The following is a 22,377-nucleotide window of genomic DNA, read 5'->3' on the forward strand; positions in this document are numbered from 1 at the left end:
CGCCCGTACCGATTGCATGATCGCGGCTGAAGCCGCTCCTACAAAGGCCCAGGCATTCGATCGCACGAAAAAAGCGCCCCGCAGGGGCGCCTTTTTCGTTACATCGTGCGTGGGCGATTCACCCCTGCGTATGGATCACGCCCCACGCGGACCGCGACCGCCGCCGCGCGGACCACCGGGACGCGGGCCGCCCGGCTTGCCGCCGCCGGGCTTGCCACCCGGACGACCACCGGGCTTGCCGCCAGGACGCGCCCCGCGCGGCTTGTCGCCGTACGGATTGAAGCCGCCCGGGTTGGCGTGGTCGGACGGAAACACCGGCGCGTTGCCCGGATGGCCGTACGGCCGCGGGCTACGCTGGGGCTGGCCCTGACCTTGGCCCTGACCTTGGCCCTGGCCACCGCCGCCGGCACCGCGTTCGCTGCGACCCTGTGCATTGCCACCCGGCCGGCCACCACCACCGCCCGGACGCCCACCGGCCCCCGGACGACCGCCCTTGTTGCCCCACGGCTTCTTCGGGCCGCGGCCGTCGGCGTTGCGGTGGCCGCTCGGGCCGGTCTCCACGCCCTCCGGCACGTACCAGGTGCGGAACGCGGCCGGATTGCCTTCCGGCAAAGCGCGCGAGGCGCCCTTGTCCTTGCGCTGCTTGAACGGCTTCTGCGACTGCTTGGCCGCCGCCTCGCCGCTGACGGTCAGGCCGCCGTGGCGCTTGGGCCCGCGGCCGCGGCCGCGGTCCTCGCGCACGTTGTCGAACCGGCGCAGCTCGCGGCCCTCGTCGGCCGTGGTGACGTGGCCGCTGACGTAGGCCGGGCCGTGGCTGCGGCCGGACAGGTTGATCGTCGACCTGGCCGCCTTGCGCTGGCCGATCACCGGCTGCAGGGTCAGCGCCGACGGCGTGCCGTCTTCCAGCCCAAGATCCTTGCGCAGCTTCTCGACCTTGTCGGCGACCACTTCCTGCGACTGCCCGCGCAGCAGTTCGCGCGGCAGCGACACCTCGCCGTAGCGGATGCGCTTGAGCCGGCTGACCTGGCAGCCCTGCGATTCCCACAGCCGGCGCACCTCGCGGTTGCGGCCTTCCTTGACCACCACGCGGAACCAGTCGTGCGAGTCGGTGCCGCCGATGCGCTCGATCTCGTCGAACTTCGCCGGGCCGTCGTCCAGCGCGACACCGCGCTTGAGGCGGTCGGGGATGTTGTCGGGCACGCGCTCGGCGCCCTCGGGCGCACGCACGCGGCAGACGTACTCGCGCTCCACCTCGTGCGACGGATGCATCAGTGCGTTGGCCAGCTCGCCGTCGGTGGTCAGCAGCAGCAGGCCGGTGGTGTTGATGTCGAGCCGGCCGATCGCGATCCAGCGCGAGCCCTTCAGCGCCGGCAGCGCCTCGAAGATGGTCGGGCGGCCCTCGGGATCCTCGCGGGTGGTCACTTCGCCTTCGGGCTTGTTGTACATCAGCACGCGGGCCGGCTCGGTCAGCGCGCTGGCGACGAACTGGCGGCCGTCGAGCTCGACCTTGTCGCCGCTGCCGATTGACATGCCGACCTGGGCGACCTCGCTGTTGACCTTGACCAGGCCGTCGGCAATGCGCTGCTCGAGCGCGCGGCGCGAGCCGAGCCCGGCCTGCGCCAGCACCTTGTGCAGGCGTTCTTCCAGGCGCGAGGCGCCGGTGGCGTCGCCGCCGCGCTTCAGGGACAGCTTGTTGCGGGTTTCTTCACTCATTACTCTTGCTCCGACGAGGCCAGCTCGGCGTCGTCATCTCGGGGTTGCGGTTCCGGCGCGACCGGCTGGTCGGCTTCGGTGTCGGGGTGGGCGTCGACGGGGGATCCGTCCTCGTCGACGGGTGTTTCGGGGTCGTCGGCGAGTGGCTTTGACTCGTCGGCGACGGTTTGGGATTCGTCGGCGGGTGATTCCGACCCGTCAGCGGGTGGTTGCGGCTCGTCGTCGAGTGTTTTCGACTCGTCGGCGGGTGCCTGGAACCCGTCCACGCGTGGACCGGCCTCATCGCCGACTGCTTCGGACCCGTCCGCCGGTGTCGTGGCGTCGCCGTCGACTTCAGCGGCATCGCCCGCGTCCACCGGCGCCTCGCCCTCGGGGCCGATGCCGCCGGCCGCGATCGCCTCGCCTTCGGCGGGAGCGCCCCTGGCCGGCTTGCCGTCCTGCCCGTCGTCGAACTGGAACTGCGGCTCCAGCTCGCCGATCTCCTTGAGCTCCGACAGTGGCGGCAGCTCGTCGAGCCGCTTCAGGCCGAAGTAGTCGAGAAACACCTTGGTGGTGCCGAACAGCGCCGGCTTGCCGGGCACGTCGCGGTGGCCGACCACGCGGATCCACTCGCGCTCCTCCAGCGACTTGATGATGTTGCTGCTGACCGCCACGCCGCGGACCTGCTCGATCTCGCCTCGGGTGATCGGCTGGCGGTAGGCGATCAGCGCCAGCGTCTCCAGCGTGGCACGGGTGTAGCGGGTCTGGCGCTCGGTCCACATCCGCGCCACCCACGGGTGGACGTCGCTCTTGACCTGGTAGCGGAAGCCCGATGCCAGTTCGACCAGCTCCACGCCGCGGTCGGCGCAGCCGGCCTGCAGCGCCTCGATCGCCTGCGCGACCGCACCGGCCGGCGCCGGCTGGTCCTCCGGGAACAGGCCGTTGAGCTGGGCCAGCGTGAGCGGCTGGCTGGCCGCCAACAGCGCGGCCTCGACGATGCGGGTGATCAGGTTTTGATCCATAGGGTGTCGTTGTTGCCGTCATGCCCCGGGGTGAGGGGCCGGTTGTCGTTGCCTTGCGGGCGGACGGGCCGGAGCGCGGAGCGCTCAGGCGTCGTCGTTGGCCGCCTCGTCGAACTCGCTGCTGAGCTGGATCTCGGTCGGGTCGGTGCCCACCGCCAGCGACTTGACGTAGATCGGTGCCAGCGGGGCTTCCTGCACGATGTCGACCAGCTGCTCCTTGGCCAGCGTCAGCAGGCCGAGGAAGGTCACCACCAGGCCTAGCTTGCCCTCGCGAGCCTCGAACAGGCTCTCGAAGCGGTGGAACGCGCCGTCCTCCAGCCGGGTGAGCAGCTCGCCCATGCGCTGGCGCACGCTGAGGGCGTCGCGCTTGATCGCGTGCTGGGTGTACAGCTCGGCGCGCTTGAACACGTCGTGCAGGGCCAGCAGCATCTCGCGCAGGTCGACCTCCGGCGGCAGCCGCACCGACGCGCGGTCCGGCACGAACGCCTGCGCCGGGGCGAAGTCGCGGTCCTGCCGGGGCAGAGCGTCGATGTCCTCGGCGGCCTTCTTGAAACGCTCGTACTCCTGCAGGCGGCGCACCAGCTCGGCGCGCGGGTCCTCTTCTTCGCCTTCCTCGCTGACCGCGCGCGGCAGCAGCATGCGCGATTTGATCTCGGCCAGGATGGCGGCCATCACCAGGTACTCGGCGGCGAGCTCGAAACGCATCTCGTGCATCGCCTGGATGTAGTCGACGTACTGCCGGGTGATCTCGGCCACCGGGATGTCGAGGATCTCCAGGTTCTGCCGGCGGATCAGGTACAGCAGCAGGTCGAGCGGACCTTCGAACGCGTCGAGGATGACCTCCAGCGCGTCCGGCGGGATATACAGGTCCTGCGGGATCTGCAGCACCGGCTGGCCGTGCACCATCGCCAGCGGCATTTCCTGCTGGCGCGGCCCGGCCGGCGCCGTGTGCGCGGGCGCGGTGTCGGGCGAAGCCTGGTTGTCTTGGTTCGCGTCGGACGCGGGATCGTTGGTCATGCGAGGCCGGCCCCCTCCGGGCCGTGGCACTGCGTTTGCCGCGGACGGGCCCGTCGGTCGGAAGTGTCCGTCGGGAACCGCGGTATTGAACCTGTCGTTGGGCAGTCGGCTGCCCGGTCTGGCAAATCGGCTGATCAGGCAGTGATGCCTGCCACCGTGCACGCGCGCCAGTGGGGGACATGGCGGCAGGTGTCGGGGGCGTCGGGATTGCGAAACGGGTCGGGCAGTGCCGTGTCGGATCACGGACGTCGCGATGCCTGTGCGGGTCGCGACGGGTCCCTGCCTGGACCTCAATGGAAAACAGGGTACGGGCTGCCGAAACCGCTGTCCAGCCTGCCCGTGGCTACAATTCAGCGGCCCCGTCCGGGGCGGAACGCGAGGAGGCGGCATGTGGTACGTGATCGAGGGCCATGACGGCGAGGGTGTGCTGGCGCAGCGGCAGACCGCGCGGCCGGACCACCTGGCGCGGCTGACCGCGCTGCGCGACGAGGGCCGGCTGCTGCTGGCCGGGCCGTGCCCCGCGATCGACGCAGAGGACCCGGGCCCGGCCGGCTTCAGCGGCAGCCTGGTGGTCGCCGAGTTCGAATCGCTGGCCGCCGCGCGCGCCTGGGCCGACGCCGACCCGTACGTGGCCGCCGGCGTCTACGTGCGCACCGACGTCCGTCCGTTCCGCAAGGTGCTGCCGTGAGCGGCGCGTCCGCCGGCCCGCTGCCGCGCGAACGACGTGTCGAGGCGATCCGCGCGGCGCTGCAGGCCGCGCTGTCGCCAGTCGCGCTGGAGGTGGTGGACGACAGTGCCCGCCACGCCGGGCACGCCGGCGCGCGCGACGGCCGCGGCCATTTCAATGTCGACGTGGTCAGCGCGGCGTTCGAGGAGTTGGGGCCGCTGGCCCGGCACCGCGCCGTGTACGCGGCGGTCGGCGCGCTGATGGACACCGACATCCACGCGCTGGCGATCCGCGCCCGCACGCCGGCCGAAGCCTCCGGCTGAGGCCGGGCGCCCGCCGCGGCGGGTGGTCGGCGACGCCTCCGGCGCTCGCTATACTCGCGAAGAGCTTCCGCTTCCTCAGGGGCTGGTGCCTACGCGCATCAACGACTTGCGGGCGGAATTCAATCCTTTCCGCATCAACGACGCACCGCTGCCGGGTGCGCCAGAGGCTTCCGCGACGCATGCGTCTGTCCACGATCAAGCTCTCCGGCTTCAAATCCTTCGTCGACCCCACCACGCTGCACCTGCCGACCAACATGACCGGCGTGGTCGGGCCCAACGGCTGCGGCAAGTCCAACATCATCGACGCGGTGCGCTGGGTCATGGGCGAAAGCTCGGCCAGTCGCCTGCGCGGCGACTCGCTGACCGACGTGATCTTCGCCGGCTCCTCCGCCCGCAAGCCGGTGTCGCAGGCGATGGTCGAACTGGTCTTCGACAACGCCGACCACACCATCACGGGCGAGTACGCCTCGTTCAACGAGATCTCGGTCAAGCGCATCGTCAGCCGTGACGGCGCCAGCCAGTACTACCTCAACGGCGGCAAGTGCCGGCGCCGCGACATCACCGACCTGTTCCTGGGCACCGGCCTGGGTCCGCGCAGCTACTCGATCATCGAGCAGGGCATGATCAGCCAGATCATCGAGGCCCGGCCCGAGGACCTGCGCGTCTACCTGGAGGAGGCGGCCGGCATCTCCAAGTACAAGGAGCGCCGCAAGGAGACCGAGACCCGCATCCGCCACACACGGGAAAACCTCGACCGCCTCAACGACTTGCGCGATGAAGTGGGCAAGCAGCTTGAACACCTCAAGCGCCAGGCCCGGCAGGCCGAGCAGTACCAGGCCATCCAGGCGGACCGCCGCGTGCGCGACGCCGAATGGAAGGCGCTGGAGCACCAGGCGCTCGACCGCAAGCTGCAAGCCCAGCGCGAGAAACTGGCCCAGCAGGAAACCCGGCTGCAGCAGCTGATCGCCGAGCAGCGCGAGGCCGAGCGCGAGATCGAGACCGGCCGCGTGCGTCGCGAGGAGGCTGCCGAGGCGCTTAACCGGGCGCAGGCCGAGAGCTACGAGGTCGGCGGCGCGCTGGCCCGGATCGAGCAGCAGATCCAGCACCAGCGCGAGATGTCGAGCCGCCTGCAGAAGGCCCGCGACGAGGCCCAGAACCAGCTGGCGGAGATCGCCGCCCACATCGGCAGCGACCAGTCGCGGCTGGACGTGCTGACCGCCGCGATCGAGCAGGACGAGCCGCGGCTGGAGCAGTTGCAGGCCGAGGACGAGGCCCGCCAGGACGCCCTGCGCGATGCCGAGACCGCGCTGGCCGGCTGGCAGCAGCGCTGGGACGAGCACAGCCGCGCGCAGTCCGAGGCCGCCCGCGCGGCCGATGTCGAGCGCACTCGGATCGAGCACCTCGACCGCCAGGCGCTGGACGCCGACCGCCGCCGCGAGGCGCTGACCGGCGAGCGCACCGGGCTGGACCTGACCGCGCTGGCCGAGGCGTATGAAAGCCTCACCGAGGAACACGAGACCCGCAAGCTGTCGCTCGACAGCCTCACCGAGACGCTGGAAGCGCGAAAAGGCAATGTCGGCGAGTTGCAGGAGCAGCAGCGCGGGGCCCAGTCCGAACTGGCCGACGTTCGCAAGCAGGCGCAGGCCGCGCGTGGCCGGCTGTCGTCGCTGGAGACCCTGCAGCACGCCGCGCTCGGCCAGGAGCAGGGCGCCGCGCTCGACTGGCTGAAGGCCCGCGGGCTGGATTCGGCGACCCGCGTCGGCGAGACCCTGACGGTCGAGCCAGGCTGGGAGAACGCGGTCGAGGCTGCGCTCGGCCAACTGATCGAAGGCGTGCTGGTGGAGGCGCCGGAGGCGCTGGTCGACGCGCTGGGCGGGTTCGGCGAGGGTCGCATCGCGCTGGTCGCCAGCGAGCGCGACGACACCGCGTACCCGGCGACCTCGCTGGCGTCGAAAGTCCAGGGCCCGGCGGCGATCCGCCGCCTGCTGGCCCGCCTGCATGCCGCCGAGGACCTCGCCGGCGCCCGCGCGCTGCAGCCGAGCCTCGGCGACGGTGAATCGGTCATCACCCGCAACGGCGAGCGCCTCGGCGCCGGCTGGGTGCGGGTGCTGCGCTCCGGCGCGGCCAAGCAGGGCGCGCTGCTGCGCGAGCGCGAGATCCAGACCCTGCGCGGCGACATCGAAGCCCTGCAAGCGCGCGAGCAGGAACTCGAGTCGACCCTGACCCGGCTGCGCGACCGCCTGCTCGCCGCCGAGCAGCAGCGCGAGGACGCCCAGCGCACGCTGTACATGGCGCACCGCAGCGTCTCCGAGCTGGCCGGCCAGCTGCAGAGCCAGCAGGGCCGGCTGGACTCGGCGCGCGGCCGGATCGAGAAGATCGAGGCCGAGCTCGCGCAGCTGTCCGAATCGCTCGACGCCGCCCGCGAACAGGGCCGCGAGGCGCGCAGCCGGCAGGAAGAAGCCGTCATCCGGATGTCCGAGCTCGAGGACGCCCGGCAGGCGCTCGACGCCGAGCGCCGCCGCCTGACCGAAGCACGCGACCAGGCCCGCTCGATGGCCCGCGAGTCGCGCGACACCGCGCACGCCCTCGCGCTGACGCTGGGTTCGCAGCGCGCCCAGGTCGCTTCATTGACCCAGGCGCTCGACCGCATGGGCGGCCAGCGCGGCCAGCTCGACTCGCGCCTGGGCGACCTGGCCGCGCAGCTGGCCGACGGCGACGCCCCGGTGGTCGAGCTGGAGGAGCAGCGCCAGGTCGCGCTCGAACAGCGCGTCCAGTCCGAACAGAAGCTCACCGCCGCCCGCACCGCGCTGGACGGCATCGACAACGACCTGCGCCGCTTCGAGCAGACCCGCCAGCAGCGTGACGAGCAGGCCCTGCAGCAGCGCGAGGCGATCGGCCAGCGCCGGCTCGACCAGCAGGCGCTGGTGCTCAAGGCCGAGACCCTGGTCGAGGCGCTGACCGAGGCCGGTTTCGTGCTCGAGGATGTGGTCAACACGCTGACCGACGAGATGGACGCCGACGCCTGGGGCCGGACCGTCGCCGAGCTCGACGCCAAGCTGCGCCGGCTGGAGCCGGTCAACCTGGCCGCGATCGCCGAGCACGCCGAGGCGGCCCAGCGCGCCGAATATCTCGACGCCCAGAACGTCGACCTGACCAGCGCGCTGGAAACGCTGGAGGAAGCGATCCGCAAGATCGACCGCGAGACCCGCGGCCGCTTCAAGGACACCTTCGACCGGGTCAACTCGGGCGTGCAGCAGCTGTATCCGCGCCTGTTCGGCGGCGGCCACGCGTACCTGGAGCTCACCGGCGAGGACCTGCTCGACACCGGCGTGGCGATCATGGCGCGCCCGCCCGGCAAGCGCGTGTCCAACATCTCGCTGCTGTCCGGCGGCGAGAAGGCGATGACCGCGGTGGCGCTGGTGTTCGCGATCTTCCAGCTGAACCCGGCGCCGTTCTGCCTGCTCGACGAGGTCGACGCGCCGCTGGACGAGGCCAACGTCGGCCGCCTCGCGTCGATGGTCAGCGAGATGAGCGAGCAGGTACAGTTCCTGTTCGTGACCCACAACAAGGCGACGATGGAAGTGGCGCAGCAGTTGTCGGGCGTGACCATGCGCGAGCCGGGCGTGAGCCGGCTGGTGTCGGTCGACCTGGCCGAGGCGACCCGCCTCGCCGGCGCCGCGTGACCGGCGGCGTGGCCGAGACCCGGTGCCGAAAAAACCAGACTGAAGGAGTAGCCCAGTGTCCGACGTGACCCTGCTGCGGATCGGCATCCTGATTGCAGGCCTGATCCTGATCGCCGCCATCGTGTTCTTCGGCCGCCCGCGCAAGCCCGGCCAAGGCCGCCGGGTGCCACGCGAGGCCGCCGGCGGCGAGGCCCGCGTCGAACCCACGCTGGGCGAGCAACTGGAAGGCGAGCTCGGCGCCGGCGACCGCACCCCGGCCGACGCCACCACCCAGGCCGAGCTGGAGCTGTTCGAGCGCACGCTGGAGGCGCCGGGCACGGCCGCTGAACTGGGCAAACGCGTCAGCGACGAGTTCGACAAGATCGTCACCATCTACCTGGCCGCCCGCGCCGGCGAGAAGCTGCACGGGCCCGACATCGTGGTCGCCGCCGAGAAGGCCGGGCTGGTCTACGGCCACATGGGCGTGTTCCACCGGCTGGTCGAGCAGCGCCCCGAGCTTGGCCCGGTGTTCAGCGTCGCCAACATCATGAAGCCGGGCAGCTTCGACATGGCCGACATCCAGTCGCTGGAGACCCCGGCGATCGCGTTCTTCCTGACCCTGCCGGCGCCGGTGCCGGCACTTGATGCATGGGAGAAGATGCTGCCGACCGCCGAGCGCATGGCCGAACTGCTCAACGGCCTGGTGCTCGACGAGCAGCGCAACTCGCTCGGCCGCCAGCGCATCGGCCAGATCCGCGAGGAGCTTCGTGCCTACGACCGCCAGCGCGAAGCCCCGCCGCTGACCAAGCCGTCGCGGTGGTGATGGCGGGGGCTGGCGTGCAAAGGTTCACGTAGGAGCGACGTCAGTCGCGACCCACTGACCCATGGTTGGCTGCGGTCAACGTGATGTCCTGATTGCGCGACCGGTCAACGCGTTGACCGCCGTGCGCCGGTTGCCAGTGGGTCGCGACTGACGTCGCTCCTACGGCCATGCCTCCGCCCACGAGCGTCGACCCCGACGAGTCGAACGACCCATGACCCCCAACCCTGCCGCCCGAATCAACGAACTGCGCCGCCAGCTCGACGACGCCAACCACCGCTACCACGTGCTCGACGACCCCGCGATTCCGGACGTCGAGTACGACCGCCTGCTGCGCGAGCTCGACGAACTCGAGGCCGCGCACCCGGAACTGGTGACACCCGACTCCCCGACCCAGCGCGTCGGCGCCGCGCCGTCCGGCGCGTTTGCCCCGGTGCGCCACGCGATACCGATGCTGTCGCTCGGCAACGCCTTCAGCGACGAGGAGGTCGCCGACTTCGTCCGCCGGATCGAGCAGACGCTCGGTGACGACGCGCTGGTGTTCTCGGCCGAGCCCAAGCTCGACGGCCTCGCGATCAGCCTGCGCTACGAGCACGGCCGCTTCGTCCGCGGTGCCACGCGCGGCGACGGCGCCACCGGCGAGGACGTCACCGCCAACCTTCGCACCGTGCGCGCGATCCCGCTGCAACTGCGCGGCGAGGACTGGCCTGACGTGCTCGAGGTCCGCGGCGAGGTCTACATGCCGCTGGACGCGTTCCGCGCCTACAACGAGCGCGCGCTGGCCGAGGGCGGCAAGGTGCTGGCCAACCCGCGCAACGGCGCCGCCGGCTCGCTGCGCCAGCTCGACCCGCGCATGACCGCGCAGCGGCCGCTCGCGTTCTACGCGTACGCCGTCGGCGCGGTGGAGGGCGGCGCGCTGCCCGAAACCCACTCCGAAACGTTGCAGCGGCTGCGCGATTGGGGCCTGCCGGTCAGCGCCGAGAGCGCGGTGGTGCAGGGCGTCGAAGGCCTGCTCGGCTATTACCGCCGCACCGGCGAGCGCCGCGACCGCCTGCCGTTCGACATCGACGGCGTGGTCTACAAGCTCGACGACTACGACGCGCAGGCCGAGATGGGCTTCGTCTCGCGTGCGCCGCGCTGGGCCATCGCGCACAAGTTCCCTGCGCAGGAACAGACCACCGTGGTCGAGTCGATCGAGGTCAACGTCGGCCGCACCGGCGCGGTCACGCCGTGGGTGCTGATGCAGCCGGTCCACGTCGGCGGCGTCACCGTGACCCGCGCGACCTTGCACAACGCCGACCAGGTCGCCCGGCTCGACGTGCGCGTCGGCGACACCGTGGTGGTGCGCCGCGCCGGCGACGTGATCCCGGAAGTCGTGCGGGTGCTGCCGGACCAGCGCCGTCCCGGCGCCCCCGAGTGGCGGATGCCGACGGAATGCCCGGTCTGCGGCTCGGAGATCGTGCGCGAGGAGGGCGCGGTGGTCTGGCGCTGCTCCGGCGAGCTGACCTGCGCATCGCAGCGCAAGGAAGCGATCGGCCACTTCGCCTCGCGCCGGGCGATGGACATCGAGGGTCTCGGCGAACGCTTCATCGCCGCGCTGTCGGACCTCGACTACGTGCAGTCGGTCGCCGACCTGTACAAGCTCACCCTCGACGACCTGCTGGAAATGAAGCAGCGCGCCGACGAGCGTGACGGCACCACGCCGGAGACCGTCAAGGCCGGCAAGGTCGCCACCCGCTGGGCCGAGAACCTGATCGAGGCGATCGACCGCAGCCGCCAGACCACGCTGGAGCGCTTCCTCTACGCGCTCGGCATCCAGCATGTCGGCGAGAGCACGGCCAAGGCGCTGGCCGCGTGGTTCGGCGACCTCGAACTGATCCGCCGCCTGCCGTGGCCGCTGTTCAAGCGCGTGCCGGACATCGGCGGCGAGGTGGCACGGGCGCTCGGCCACTTCCTCGACCAGCCCGGCAACCAGCAGGTCATCGACGACCTGCTCGCGCGCGGGGTGACGATAACCGACGCCCATCCGCCGTCGCCGAAGCTGCGCGAGAGCCTCGGGCTGGCGCAGCTGCTGGTCGACCTGGAGATCCCGAAGGTCACGCCGATCCGCGCCGAGCAACTGGCGGTGGCGTTCCCGGCCGTGGCCGGCGGGTCCGACGCGACCACCGCCCTGCGCGCCGCGCAGCAGCACAACCTCGTCACCGCCGGGCTGCCGGCCGATACCGCGGCGGGGTTCGCCGGCTGGCTTGAAGACACCGGCAATGCCGCGCTGCTGGCCGCCTCGGGCGAGGCGCTGGCGCGGCTCGACGCCGTTATCCCGGCCGCCGACATCACGCCGGCCGGCCCGCTCGACGGCCGGACCGTGGTGTTGACCGGCACCCTCTCGGCGATGACCCGCGACGAGGCCAAGGATCGGCTGGAGGCACTCGGCGCGAAGGCCGCAGGCAGCGTGTCGAAGAAGACCAGCTTCGTCGTCGCCGGCGAAGCCGCCGGCTCCAAGCTGGCCAAGGCCGAGCAGCTCGGCGTCGAGGTCTGGGACGAGGCGCGCCTGCTGGCCTTCCTGGCGGAGCACGGGTGAGCGCGCGCATCCTCCCCTGTAGGAGCGACGTAAGTCGCGACCTGTCCATCGTTTCCGGCTGGCGCACGGACCTTGCACCCGTGGAACTCACCCGGAGAAAATCTTCCGGATCGGTTTTGGCATCGGGGTCGGGACCACTGCGCGTTCGCGACTCACGTCGTTCCTACCGACGGCCGGATGCCTGCCCGGTGCTGGACCGCTCCGCATGACCACGGACGACTGGCGCCCCAACGCCACCTTCGACGCTCTGCGCCTGCGCGCCGCCCTCAACGCGACCCTCCGCGACTTCTTCGCCCGCCGCGGCGTGGTCGAAGTCGAGACGCCGGTGTTCTCCGCCGCCGGCAACACCGAGCCCAACATCGCGCCATTCGCGCTGGAGTTCAGCGGCCGCACCGACGGCGGCCCGCGCACGCGCTGGCTGCGGACCTCGCCCGAGTACCCGCTCAAGCGCCTGCTCGCCGCGGGTTTTGGCGACTGCTACGAGCTCGGTCGTGTGTTCCGCGACGGCGAGGCCGGCGGCCGCCACAACCCCGAGTTCACCATGCTTGAGTGGTACCGCGTCGGTTGGGACCACCGGCAGCTGGCGATCGAAACCGCCGGGCTGGTCAACGCCGCGCTGGCGCTGGTCGGCCGCGAGACGACGCTGGTCGAGACCACCTACCGCGACCTCTACCGCGACCGTCTTGGCATTGACCCGATGACCGCCGGCGACGCCGAACTGCGCGCCGCGCTCGGCGAGGTGCAGGTCGACCCGGCGGGACTGACCCGCGACGACTGGCTCGACCTGCTGATGACGCATCGCCTGCAGCCGGAATTCCCCGGCGACCGCATGCTCGCGATCCACGACTGGCCTGCGACCCAGTGCGCGCTGGCGCGGTTGCGGCACGGCGACGACGGGATCGCCGTGGCCGAGCGTTTCGAGCTCTATCTCGGCCCGCTGGAGCTGGCCAACGGCTACCACGAGCTGGCCGACGCGGCGGAGCAGGGCGCGCGCTTCGAACGCGACGCCGGGGTCCGACAGCGGCGTGGCGACGTGGTGCCGCCGGTCGACCGGCACCTGCTCGACGCGCTTGGCCACGGCCTGCCCGATTGCGCCGGCGTCGCCTTGGGCGTCGACCGGCTGATGATGGCAATGCTCGGCACCGGCCGCATCGCCGACGTGCTGGCGTTCGATTTCTTCCGCGCCTGACGGCCGACGAACCCTGTAGGAGCGGCTTCAGCCGCGATCGGATAACCATCCGCCCGCGCCGTTTCCACGATCGCGGCTGAAGCCGCTCCTGCAAAGGCGCCGGACCAGGCCGCACCAGCGGGCCGCGCCGGCGGGAAACCACGCCCGCCACACCCGCCCGCTAGAATCCCCGCATGACCGAGACCGCCTTCGACTTCGACCGCTACGACCGTATCCGCCCGATCCGCTGGACCGGCGACGCGCTGGAACTGCTCGACCAGCGCAAGCTGCCGTTCGAGGTCGGCTACGTCCGTTGCGAAACCAGCGAGTCCGTCGCCGGGGCGATCCACGCGCTGACCGTGCGCGGTGCGCCGGCGATCGGCATCGCCGCCGCGTGGGGGCTTGTGCTGGCGGCCCGCGATATCGACGCCACCGACGGCGCCGAAGCGGCCGCAAAGCTGCAACCAGCAATAGACCGCCTCAACGCTGCCCGCCCGACGGCGGTCAATCTCGCCTGGGCATTGGCGCGCATGCGCCGGGTCCTTGCGGCCGCCGGCAGCGACTGGCGCGAGGTGCTCGAAGTCGAGGCCCGCGCCATCGCCGACGAGGACCTCGCCGCCAACCGCCGCATGGGCGCGCTCGGCGCGGCGCTGATCGAGCCCGGCAGCAATGTGCTGACCCACTGCAACACCGGCTCACTGGCCACCGCCGGCTTCGGCACCGCGCTCGGCGTGATCCGCGCAGGCGTGGCCCAGGGCCGCATCGAGGAGGTGTTCGCCGGCGAGACCCGGCCGTGGCTGCAGGGCGCGCGCCTGACCGTGTGGGAGCTGCAGCAGGACGGCATCGCGCCGACCCTGATCGCCGACGCCGCCGCCTCGCACCTGATGAAGTCCGGCAAGGTGCAGTGGGTGGTGGTCGGCGCCGACCGCATCTGCGCCAACGGAGACACCGCCAACAAGATCGGCACCTACCAGCTGGCCATTGCCGCGCGCCATCACGGGGTGAAGTTCATGGTCGCCGCGCCGTCGTCGACGGTCGACATGGACACGCCCTCGGGCGACCTGATCCACATCGAGGAGCGCGACCCCGGCGAGCTGTTCGGCATCGGCGGCAATCGCACCGCGGCGGCCGACGTCGGCGCGTGGAACCCGGTGTTCGACGTCACCCCGCACGAGCTGATCGACGCGATCGTGACCGAGCGTGGCGTGATCGAGAGGCCGAACGAGGCCGCGATGCGCGATGCCTTCGGCGGCTGATTCACCCCGCCCACCAAAGCGAACCGCGAAGACGGGGTGGGACGGCCCCTAAGTCATTGTTTGTGCGCGGAAATCCCGGTGCCGGGAACGCCCGTTCCGTGCTATCATTTCACGTCTTTTTCATCTGCCCGGAACTCGCCCCGGAACTCCGCCGCCATGCGGCTTCCCGGCCGGTTCCAGGAGCAGCTTCGACCTTGCCCCAGACGGAAACCCGATGGCCGAACTCGCCAAGGAAATCATCCCGGTAAACCTCGAAGACGAGATGCGCCGCAGCTATCTCGATTACGCGATGAGCGTGATCGTCGGGCGCGCGCTTCCCGACGTCCGCGATGGCCTGAAGCCGGTGCATCGTCGCGTGCTTTACGCGATGAACGAACTCGGCGCGCACGCCAACAAGCCCTATTACAAGTCCGCCCGAATCGTCGGTGACGTGATCGGTAAGTACCACCCGCACGGCGACCAGTCGGTGTACGACACCCTGGTGCGCATGGCGCAGCCGTTCTCGCTGCGATACCTGCTGGTGGACGGGCAGGGCAACTTCGGTTCGGTCGACGGCGATTCCGCGGCGGCGATGCGTTACACCGAAGCGCGGATGTCGCGGCTCACCCATGAGCTGATCGCCGATATCGACAAGGAAACCGTCGACTTCCAGCCCAACTACGACGAGAAGGAACTCGAGCCGACGGTCATGCCGACCCGGGTGCCGAATCTTCTCGTCAACGGTTCGGCCGGCATCGCGGTCGGCATGGCGACCAACATCCCGCCGCACAACCTGTCGGAAGTGGTCGACGCCACCATCGCGCTGATCAACGACCCCCAGATCAGCATCGACGGCCTGATGGAGTCGATTCCGGGCCCCGATTTCCCGACCGCCGGCATCATCAACGGCACCTCGGGCATCGTCAGCGCGTACCACACCGGCCGCGGCCGGGTGCGGATGCGCGCCCGGGCCGACGTCGAAGTGGCCGACAACGGCCGCGAATCGATCATCGTCACCGAGATCCCGTACCAGGTGAACAAGGCGCGGCTGATCGAGAAGATCGCCGAGCTGGTCAAGGAAAAGAAGATCGAGGGCATCAGCGAGCTGCGCGACGAGTCCGACAAGGACGGCATGCGCATCTACATCGAGGTCAAGCGCGGCGAGTCCGCGGAGGTCGTGCTCAACAACCTCTACCAGCAGACTCAGATGGAGTCGGTGTTCGGCATCAACATGGTCGCGCTGGTCGACGGCCGCCCGCAGCTGCTGAACCTCAAGCAGGTGCTGGAGGCGTTCGTCCGCCACCGTCGCGAGGTGGTCACCCGCCGCACCATCTTCGAGCTGCGCAAGGCCCGCCAGCGTGCGCACATCCTCGAAGGCCTGACGGTCGCGCTCGCCAACATCGACGAGATGATCGAGCTGATCAAGACCTCGGCGAACCCCAACGAGGCGCGCGAGCGCATGCTCGCCAAGACCTGGGAGCCGGGGCTGGTCGGCGCACTGCTCGGCGCGGCCGGTGCCGAAGCCTCGCGCCCGGAGGACCTGCCGCGTGGCGTCGGCCTGATCGACGGTCGCTACCAGCTGACCGAGCACCAGGCCCAGCAGATCCTCGAAATGCGCCTGCACCGCCTGACCGGGCTGGAGCAGGAGAAGCTGACCGAGGAGTACAAGCAGCTGCTCGACACCATCCGTGGCCTGATCGAGATCCTCGAGGATCCCAACGTGCTGCTGGAGGTGATCCGCACCGAGCTGGAGAACGTCAAGGCCGAGTTCGGCGACGCCCGCCGCAGCGAGATCCGCGAGAGCGAGGAAGACCTCGACATCCTCGACCTGATCGCGCCCGAAGACGTCGTGGTGACCCTGACCCATTCGGGCTACGCCAAGCGCCAGCCGGTCAGCAGCTACCGCGCGCAGAAGCGCGGCGGGCGCGGCCGCAACGCGGCGGCGACCAAGGACGAGGACTTCATCGAACGGCTATGGCTGGTCAACACCCACGACACCCTGCTGACCTTCACCAGCGCCGGCCGGGTGTTCTGGCTGCCGGTGCACCAGCTGCCGGACGCGGGACCGAACGCACGCGGCCGTCCGATCATCAACTGGATCCCGCTGGAGGAAGGCGAGCAGGTGCAGGCCGTGCTGCCGGTGCGCGAGTACGAGGAAGACAAGTTCGTCTTCTTCGCCACCCGCAACGGCACCGTCAAGAAGACGCCCTTGCCCGAATACGCCTTCCGCCTGCAGCGCGGCAAGATCGCGATCAACCTTGACGAGGGAGACGCGCTGGTCAACGTCGCACTGTCGGACGGCACCCGCGACATCATGCTGTTCGCCAGCAACGGCAAGGCCGTGCGCTTCAACGGTGAATCGGTGCGTCCGATGGGTCGCACGGCCCGCGGCGTGCGCGGCATGCGCCTGGCCGATGGTGAGCACGTGGTCAGCCTGGTCGTGCTGGACGGCGATGGCGACATCCTCACCGCCAGCGAGCGTGGTTACGGCAAGCGCACTCCGGAGGCCGAGTATCCGCGCAAGGGGCGTGGCACCCAGGGCGTGCTGGCGATCAAGACCAGCGAGCGCAACGGCAGGCTGGTCGGCGCCATCCAGCTCAGCGACCACCACGACGTGCTGCTGATCTCCGACGGAGGCACGCTGGTGCGTACGCGCGCGGCGGAGATCTCCCAGGTCAGCCGGAACACCCAGGGTGTGACCCTGATGCGGCTGGCGAAGGACGAGACTCTGCAGGCGGTCGAGCGGCTGGATGCGTCGCTGGACGGCGATGACGAGGAGAGCGGGGTGTCCGGCGACGAGGACACCGATGCACCTGTCAACGACATTGCCGCCGGCCCCGCTGCTGGCGACGCGCCCGGCGCCGAGCCTGTACCGTAAGGCCCGGCCGGAAACGAAAACGCCGCCCTCGGGCGGCGTTTTTTTGGCAGTCAGCCGGAGATGATCAGCCGATCTGCTGCAGCATGTGCTCGGCGGACGAGACGCGGTACTCGCCCGGTGCTTCGACGCACAGCTTCCGCACCACGCCATCCTCGGCGTACAGGGCGAAACGCTTGGCCCGCGTGCCCATGCCGTAGGCGCTGGCATCGAGTTCCAGGCCCAGTGCACGGGCGAATTCGGCGTTGCCGTCGGCGAGCATCATCATGCCTTCCGGCACGTTCTGGCTCTCGCCCCAGGCCTGCATCACGAACGGGTCGTTGACGGACACGCAGGCGACTTCGATGCCCTTGTCGTGGAACTGCTGGAAATGCTCCACGAAGCCGGGCAGGTGCCTCTCCGAACAGGTAGGCGTGAACGCGCCAGGCACGGCGAAGATGACGACCTTGCTCTCGCCGAACAGGGCGCCGGTGTCGACGGTCTCGACGCCATCGCGAATGCGTTGAAGGGGGACTTCGGGAAGCCGGTCGCCGATCTGGATGCTCATGGAGTTCTCCTGTGGGGGAGGACGCAGTGTAAGGGGGGAAACGCACGGACGTGCATGCCCCAATCCCCGGTGAGCCGGTCCGGTCGCGAAACCCCTCACGGATGCCTTGCGCCAAAGGCGCCGTTGCATACCCTTTGTCGACGCCCCATGTGCGTGACTCGGAGGCGGCTCCCGCGCCCCGACCGATTACCGGAGCAACAGATGCAGTTCAAGGATTACTACGAGATCCTCGGTGTGGAACCCAGTGCCGGCGACGCCGAGATCAAGACGGCCTACCGACGCCTGGCGCGCAAGTACCACCCCGACGTCAGCAAGGAGGCCGGGGCGGAGGACAAGTTCAAGGCCGTCAACGAAGCCTACGAGGCCTTGCGCGACCCACAGAAGCGCGCGGCATACGATCAGCTGCGTGCGCGCGGCTACCGGCCCGGCGATGACGTGCAGCCGCCGCCGGGTGGTTTCGGCGGCGGCCCTGGAGGGGTCGATTTCGAGGAAATCTTCGCCGGCGGTGGCGCCGGTGGGGGCTTCAGCGACTTCTTCGAGAGCCTGTTCGGCCGTGGTCGCGCCGGCTACGGCCCGCAGCCGGGCGCCGCGCGCCAGCGCGCCGATACCCGGGCCAAGCTCGCCGTGCCGCTGGAGACGGTGTACGCGGGCGACAACGTCCGCATCGGCATCAACGGCAAGACGCTCGCGGTACGCGTGCCCAAGGGCATCCGCGAAGGCCAGGCGATCCGCCTCGGCGGGCAGGGCGGCACTGGCGGCGACTTGCTGCTGGAGATCGAGTACGCGGCGCACCCGCAGTTCGAAGTGGACGGCCGCAACGTGATCCACGTATTGCCGGTCGCGCCGTGGGAGGCGGCGCTCGGCGCGACGGTGAGCGTGCCGACGCTGGGTGGCGCGGTCGAGCTGAAGATTCCGTCGCAGTCCGAAGCCGGCAGGAAGCTGCGGCTGCGCGGACGCGGTTTGCCGGGCAAGCCCGTGGACGGCGACCAGATCGTCGAACTCGAGGTCACCGCGCCGACGCCCCGTAGCGAGGCCCAGACCGCGGCGTACGAGGCGATGCGCGTCGCGTTCGAAAACGACTGGCGCCGGGCCTAGCTCATCCCGGAAGCAGCTGGCCGATGACCTCGGCCAGCTCGGCCTCGTTGAACGGCTTGGTGATGTAGGCCTTGGCGCCTTGGCGCATGCCCCAGACGCGGTCGGTGTCCTGGTCCTTGGTGGTCACCAGCACCACCGGGATGTGTTTGGTGGTCTCTTCCCGGCAGATGGAGCGGGTGGCCTGGAAACCGTTGAGGTTCGGCATCACCACGTCCATCAGCACGAGGTCCGGCAGCTCCCGCTTGGCGGCCTCGACACCGGCGGCGCCGTCTTCGGCGGTGACCGCTTCATGGCCGAGTTTCTCGACGATGCGGCGAATGCCCATCAGCTGCGACGGCGAGTCGTCGACGATAAGAATGCGCGCCATGTTGGTTCCCCGGTTGATCGCGACGATTGTAGCGACGGGCGGCGCCGTGGCAAACGCCCGTGCTACATGACTAGAAGCGGACCAGCGTACGGCCGAGCGAGCCGCCGCCGAGCATGGTCGGGAACACCGTCGGCAGCTCGTCCAAGGTGACTTCCCGGGTGCAGATCCGGTCCAGATGGGCCGGCTTCCAGTCGCTGGCCAGGTGCTGCCAGACGGCTTCGCGGATATCGCGAGCGGTGCCCGCCGAGGCCACGCCCAGCAGTGACACCCCGCGGATGATGAACGGCATCACCGTGGCATCGAGCCCGTGGGAGGCGGCCAGCCCCGCGCTGGCGACGTTGCCGTAGGGCGCGGTCTGGGCGAGCAGGCTGGACAGCATCGGCCCGCCCACGTTGTCCAGGCCGCCACCGAACCGCACCGATTCCATCGGCCGCGTGGTCGCAAGTGCGTCGCGGTCCAGCACCCGGCTCGCGCCGATCGACGTCAGGTAGTCATGCTGGTCGGCCTTGCCGCTGATGGCGTGCACCTCGAAGCCGGCACGACTGAAGATGTCGACTGCCAGCGAGCCCACGCCTCCGGTGGCGCCGGTCACCGCCAACGGGCCGAGTTCCGGCACCTGGCGGTTCTCGCGCATCCGGTACAGCGCCAGTGCCGCAGTGAATCCCGCGGTGCCGAGAATCATGCTCTCGCGCAGGTCCAGCCCGGCGGGCAGGGGAATGGCCCAGCGCGACTCCAGGCGGGCGTACTCGCTGTAACCGCCATCGCGGGTCTCGCTGAGGCCGCAACCGGTGACCAGCACGGCATCGCCTTCGCGGAACGCGCCGTCGGTGGAGGCGACCACGTGGCCGGCGACGTCGATGCCACCGACCAGCGGGAAGCGGCGGAGAATCTTGCCCTCGCCGGTGCCGGCCAGCGCGTCCTTGAAGTTGATCGACGACCAGGCGGTTCTGATCACCACCTCGCCCGGCGCCAGGTCCTCGATCGACACCGGTTCGATGCCGCTGCGGTAGCCGCTTTCGTCGTTGTGGATGCGGAAGGCGTTGAAATGTGCGGGGACGTTCATGCTTCTCCTCGTTCCGGCGCCTGCCGGACCTTTCCGGGCACCTGGAATGTCAGCGCAACTCGCGGCGGTGCTTGGCCTCGAGCCACTTGGCCGCGTTGGCGGGGCGGTATGCACGCATCCACTCCAGCATCGCCGCCATGTCCTCGCCGTGCCAGAGATCCTCCCGCTGCCCGGCGTGCAGGAAGCGCTCCTCGACCATGCGGTCCATCATTGCGACCAGCGGCGAGAAGAAACCGTCGACGTCGAGGAACGCGCAGGGTTTGTCGCCGATGCCGAGCTGGCGCCAGGTGAGCATCTCGAACATCTCGTCCAGCGTGCCGAAGCCGCCGGGGAGGGCGACGAAGCCGTCGGCAAGGTCGAACATGCGCTTCTTGCGCTCGTGCATGTTGGCCACGATGTCGAGGCGGGTGACGCCGCGGTGGGCGACCTCCAGATTGACCAGCTGCTCGGGGATCACGCCGATGACTTCACCGCCCCCGGCGAGCACCGCGTCGGCCACGACACCCATCAGCCCGACGTTGCCGCCGCCATACACCAGCCCCAGCCCTTCCGCGGCGAGCGCGTGGCCCAGTGCAGCGGCGCGCTCGGCGTAGATCGGCCGGGCGCCGCTGTTGGAGCCGCAATAGACACAGAGGGTTTTCATCAGGGTGTCGACTCCCGGGATGCGTCGTGCGCGGCGCCTGCGGTGTAACGCGAGTGCTGGACCGCGTGTCTTGAAAACAGCGACGCCGGGCGCGGGCCCGGCGTCGAGGGCAACCCGGCCGAAGCCGGGCTCAGGTCAGTTGGCCTTGTGGATGGCGCGCTTGCTGACCGCCATCGCCGCGTCGTGGATCGCCTCCGACAGCGTCGGGTGGGCGTGGCAGATGCGGGCGAGGTCGTCGGCCGAACCGTTGAACTCCATCGTCAGCACGCCCTCGTGGACGAGCTCGGACACACCGACGCCGACCAGGTGCATGCCGAGCACACGGTCGGTTTCCTCGTGCGCGATGACCTTGACGAAGCCGGCCGGCTCGCCCATCGCCACCGCACGGCCGATCGCCGCGAACGGGAAGCTGCCGGTCTTGTACGGCGTGCCTTCTTCCTTGAGCTGCTGCTCGGTCTTGCCGACCCAGGCAATCTCCGGCTCGGTGTAGATGACCCAAGGGATGGTGTCGAGGTTGACGTGGCCGGGCAGGCCGGCGATCAGCTCGGCGACGGCGATGCCTTCCTCGAAGCCCTTGTGCGCGAGCATCGGGCCGCGCACGCAGTCACCGATCGCCCAGACGCCATCGACGCCGGTGTGGCAGTGCTCGTCGACCTCGATGCGGCCGCGGTCGTCGAGCTTCACGCCGGTACCGTCAGCCAGCAGGTTCTTGCTGGCGGCCCTGCGGCCGACCGCGACCAGCAGTTTGTCGACCACGATCGACTGCTCGCCGTCCTTGTCGGTGTAGGTCAGGTGCACTTCCTTCGACTTGCCCTTGCCCTTGACTTCGGCCTTGGAGACCTTGGCGCCGAGCTTGATATCGAGGCCCTGCTTCTTGAATTCCTTGGCGGCGGCCCTGGCGACTTCCGCGTCGGCGGCGGCAAGGAACTCCGGCATCGCCTCTAGGATCGTGACCTCGGCGCCCAGCCGCTTCCAGACGCTGCCCAGCTCCAGGCCGATCACGCCGGCGCCGATCACGCCAAGGCGTTTGGGCACCTCGGTGAAGTCCAGCCCGCCGGCGTTGTCGACGATGGTCTCGCCGTCGAACTTCGCGAACGGCAGCTCGATCGAATCCGAACCGGCGGCGATGATGACGTTGGTGCCCTTGAGCTCGACTTCCGAGCCGTCGTGCTGCTTGACCTTGACCACGTTGCCCTTGTGCAGGGTGCCGAAGCCGTAGAACGCGCTGACCTTGTTCGCCTTGAACAGCATCGCGATGCCGCCGGTGAACTGCTTCACGATCTTGTCCTTGCGGCCGACCATCTGGCCGACGTCCATCTGCGCATCCTTGAAGCTGATGCCGTGGTCGCCGAAGAGGTGGCCCATGTTCCAGAACTGGCGCGAGGAGTCGAGCAGCGCCTTGGACGGGATGCAGCCCACGCGCAGGCAGGTGCCGCCGAGGGCCGGCTTGCCGTCCTTGCCCAGCGCGGCGTCGATGCACGCGGTCTTCAGGCCCAACTGGGCGGCGCGGATCGCCGCGTGGTAGCCGGCCGGGCCGGCACCGATCACGACGACGTCGAAATTCTGCTGTTCGCTCATTGCAATGATCCTTGTCTTGTTGCGG

16 protein-coding genes and 1 pseudogene are annotated in these 22,377 nt (G+C 70.0%); 9 read left to right on the forward strand and 8 right to left on the reverse strand.

All coding sequences use genetic code 11. The features are described from left to right. Window positions 1-135 precede the first annotated feature (135 nt). The 3 genes and pseudogenes from U8331_RS07060 to U8331_RS07070 form a co-directional block, all read right to left on the reverse strand. A complete protein-coding gene (locus tag U8331_RS07060) occupies window positions 136-1,713 on the reverse strand; it encodes a pseudouridine synthase (RefSeq protein WP_481130368.1) in 1,578 nt (525 codons plus the stop codon). A gap of 2 nt (window positions 1,714-1,715) precedes the next feature. After that, a pseudogene (scpB, locus tag U8331_RS07065) lies at window positions 1,716-2,714 on the reverse strand (SMC-Scp complex subunit ScpB); the annotation flags it as partial. A gap of 84 nt (window positions 2,715-2,798) precedes the next feature. Then, window positions 2,799-3,731, reverse strand: a complete 933-nt coding sequence (locus U8331_RS07070) for a segregation and condensation protein A (protein ID WP_481130369.1) — start codon at window positions 3,729-3,731, stop codon at window positions 2,799-2,801. Between the two features lie 388 nt (window positions 3,732-4,119). On the opposite strand from U8331_RS07070, the gene U8331_RS07075 reads away from it, so the two are divergent. The 8 genes from U8331_RS07075 (at window position 4,120) to gyrA (ending at window position 17,062) form a co-directional block, all read left to right on the forward strand. Next, window positions 4,120-4,419: a YciI family protein gene (locus tag U8331_RS07075; RefSeq protein ID WP_481130370.1), complete on the forward strand. Its 300-nt coding sequence runs from the start codon at window positions 4,120-4,122 to the stop codon at window positions 4,417-4,419. A 20-nt stretch (window positions 4,420-4,439) separates the two neighbouring features. Beyond that, window positions 4,440-4,721 (forward strand): BolA family protein, encoded by a 282-nt coding sequence (locus tag U8331_RS07080; protein ID WP_481132913.1) that lies wholly within the window; start codon window positions 4,440-4,442, stop codon window positions 4,719-4,721. Between the two features lie 179 nt (window positions 4,722-4,900). Then, complete coding sequence (gene smc, locus U8331_RS07085) at window positions 4,901-8,404, forward strand: chromosome segregation protein SMC (RefSeq protein WP_481130371.1); 3,504 nt, start codon at window positions 4,901-4,903, stop codon at window positions 8,402-8,404. A gap of 55 nt (window positions 8,405-8,459) precedes the next feature. Further along, window positions 8,460-9,206 carry a cell division protein ZipA gene (gene zipA, locus U8331_RS07090; protein WP_481130372.1) on the forward strand — a complete coding sequence of 249 codons (747 nt, stop codon included), beginning with the start codon at window positions 8,460-8,462 and terminating at the stop codon, window positions 9,204-9,206. Window positions 9,207-9,417: 211 nt separating this feature from the next. Beyond that, on the forward strand, window positions 9,418-11,781 hold the full coding sequence (gene ligA, locus U8331_RS07095) for an NAD-dependent DNA ligase LigA (protein WP_481130373.1): 2,364 nt from the start codon (window positions 9,418-9,420) through the stop codon (window positions 11,779-11,781). Between the two features lie 205 nt (window positions 11,782-11,986). Next, window positions 11,987-12,970 carry an EF-P lysine aminoacylase EpmA gene (gene epmA / locus U8331_RS07100; protein ID WP_481130374.1) on the forward strand — a complete coding sequence of 328 codons (984 nt, stop codon included), beginning with the start codon at window positions 11,987-11,989 and terminating at the stop codon, window positions 12,968-12,970. 173 nt (window positions 12,971-13,143) lie between these two features. After that, on the forward strand, window positions 13,144-14,205 hold the full coding sequence (mtnA, locus tag U8331_RS07105) for an S-methyl-5-thioribose-1-phosphate isomerase (protein ID WP_481130375.1): 1,062 nt from the start codon (window positions 13,144-13,146) through the stop codon (window positions 14,203-14,205). A gap of 214 nt (window positions 14,206-14,419) precedes the next feature. Next, window positions 14,420-17,062: a DNA gyrase subunit A gene (gene gyrA, locus U8331_RS07110; protein WP_481130376.1), complete on the forward strand. Its 2,643-nt coding sequence runs from the start codon at window positions 14,420-14,422 to the stop codon at window positions 17,060-17,062. A gap of 64 nt (window positions 17,063-17,126) precedes the next feature. Here the strand turns inward: gyrA and U8331_RS07115 are convergent, their stop codons facing one another. Further along, entirely contained in the window at window positions 17,127-17,606 is a 480-nt protein-coding gene (locus U8331_RS07115; RefSeq protein ID WP_481130377.1) for a redoxin family protein, read from the reverse strand. A gap of 201 nt (window positions 17,607-17,807) precedes the next feature. Here U8331_RS07115 and U8331_RS07120 point away from each other — a divergent pair, with 201 nt between their 5' ends. Next, entirely contained in the window at window positions 17,808-18,701 is an 894-nt protein-coding gene (locus U8331_RS07120; RefSeq protein WP_481130378.1) for a DnaJ C-terminal domain-containing protein, read from the forward strand. A 1-nt stretch (window position 18,702) separates the two neighbouring features. Here U8331_RS07120 and U8331_RS07125 read toward each other — a convergent pair whose 3' ends face one another. From U8331_RS07125 to lpdA, 4 genes are all read right to left on the reverse strand, one after another. Further along, window positions 18,703-19,068, reverse strand: a complete 366-nt coding sequence (locus tag U8331_RS07125) for a response regulator (protein ID WP_481130379.1) — start codon at window positions 19,066-19,068, stop codon at window positions 18,703-18,705. 70 nt (window positions 19,069-19,138) lie between these two features. Continuing rightward, the gene (locus U8331_RS07130) at window positions 19,139-20,131 is read right to left on the reverse strand and encodes a YhdH/YhfP family quinone oxidoreductase (protein WP_481130380.1); all 993 of its coding nucleotides are present in this window, start codon (window positions 20,129-20,131) and stop codon (window positions 19,139-19,141) included. Between the two features lie 49 nt (window positions 20,132-20,180). Further along, the gene (locus tag U8331_RS07135; protein WP_481130381.1) at window positions 20,181-20,774 is read right to left on the reverse strand and encodes an LOG family protein; all 594 of its coding nucleotides are present in this window, start codon (window positions 20,772-20,774) and stop codon (window positions 20,181-20,183) included. A 135-nt stretch (window positions 20,775-20,909) separates the two neighbouring features. Next, complete coding sequence (gene lpdA / locus U8331_RS07140; protein WP_481130382.1) at window positions 20,910-22,352, reverse strand: dihydrolipoyl dehydrogenase; 1,443 nt, start codon at window positions 22,350-22,352, stop codon at window positions 20,910-20,912. Between the last annotated feature and the right edge of the window lie 25 nt (window positions 22,353-22,377).

This window comes from Lysobacter sp. CC-YZS074, from assembly GCF_056739745.1.

What these genes read in the sequence shown, in the direction of transcription:
- U8331_RS07060 (WP_481130368.1), bottom strand. Translation starts at nt 1,713, where the DNA reads ATGAGTGAAGAAACCCGCAACAAGCTGTCCCTGAAGCGCGGCGGCGAC.
- U8331_RS07070 (WP_481130369.1), bottom strand. Translation starts at nt 3,731, where the DNA reads ATGACCAACGATCCCGCGTCCGACGCGAACCAAGACAACCAGGCTTCG.
- U8331_RS07075 (WP_481130370.1), top strand. Translation starts at nt 4,120, where the DNA reads ATGTGGTACGTGATCGAGGGCCATGACGGCGAGGGTGTGCTGGCGCAG.
- smc (WP_481130371.1), top strand. Translation starts at nt 4,901, where the DNA reads ATGCGTCTGTCCACGATCAAGCTCTCCGGCTTCAAATCCTTCGTCGAC.
- ligA (WP_481130373.1), top strand. Translation starts at nt 9,418, where the DNA reads ATGACCCCCAACCCTGCCGCCCGAATCAACGAACTGCGCCGCCAGCTC.
- epmA (WP_481130374.1), top strand. Translation starts at nt 11,987, where the DNA reads ATGACCACGGACGACTGGCGCCCCAACGCCACCTTCGACGCTCTGCGC.
- mtnA (WP_481130375.1), top strand. Translation starts at nt 13,144, where the DNA reads ATGACCGAGACCGCCTTCGACTTCGACCGCTACGACCGTATCCGCCCG.
- gyrA (WP_481130376.1), top strand. Translation starts at nt 14,420, where the DNA reads ATGGCCGAACTCGCCAAGGAAATCATCCCGGTAAACCTCGAAGACGAG.
- U8331_RS07115 (WP_481130377.1), bottom strand. Translation starts at nt 17,606, where the DNA reads ATGAGCATCCAGATCGGCGACCGGCTTCCCGAAGTCCCCCTTCAACGC.
- U8331_RS07120 (WP_481130378.1), top strand. Translation starts at nt 17,808, where the DNA reads ATGCAGTTCAAGGATTACTACGAGATCCTCGGTGTGGAACCCAGTGCC.
- U8331_RS07125 (WP_481130379.1), bottom strand. Translation starts at nt 19,068, where the DNA reads ATGGCGCGCATTCTTATCGTCGACGACTCGCCGTCGCAGCTGATGGGC.
- U8331_RS07130 (WP_481130380.1), bottom strand. Translation starts at nt 20,131, where the DNA reads ATGAACGTCCCCGCACATTTCAACGCCTTCCGCATCCACAACGACGAA.
- U8331_RS07135 (WP_481130381.1), bottom strand. Translation starts at nt 20,774, where the DNA reads ATGAAAACCCTCTGTGTCTATTGCGGCTCCAACAGCGGCGCCCGGCCG.
- lpdA (WP_481130382.1), bottom strand. Translation starts at nt 22,352, where the DNA reads ATGAGCGAACAGCAGAATTTCGACGTCGTCGTGATCGGTGCCGGCCCG.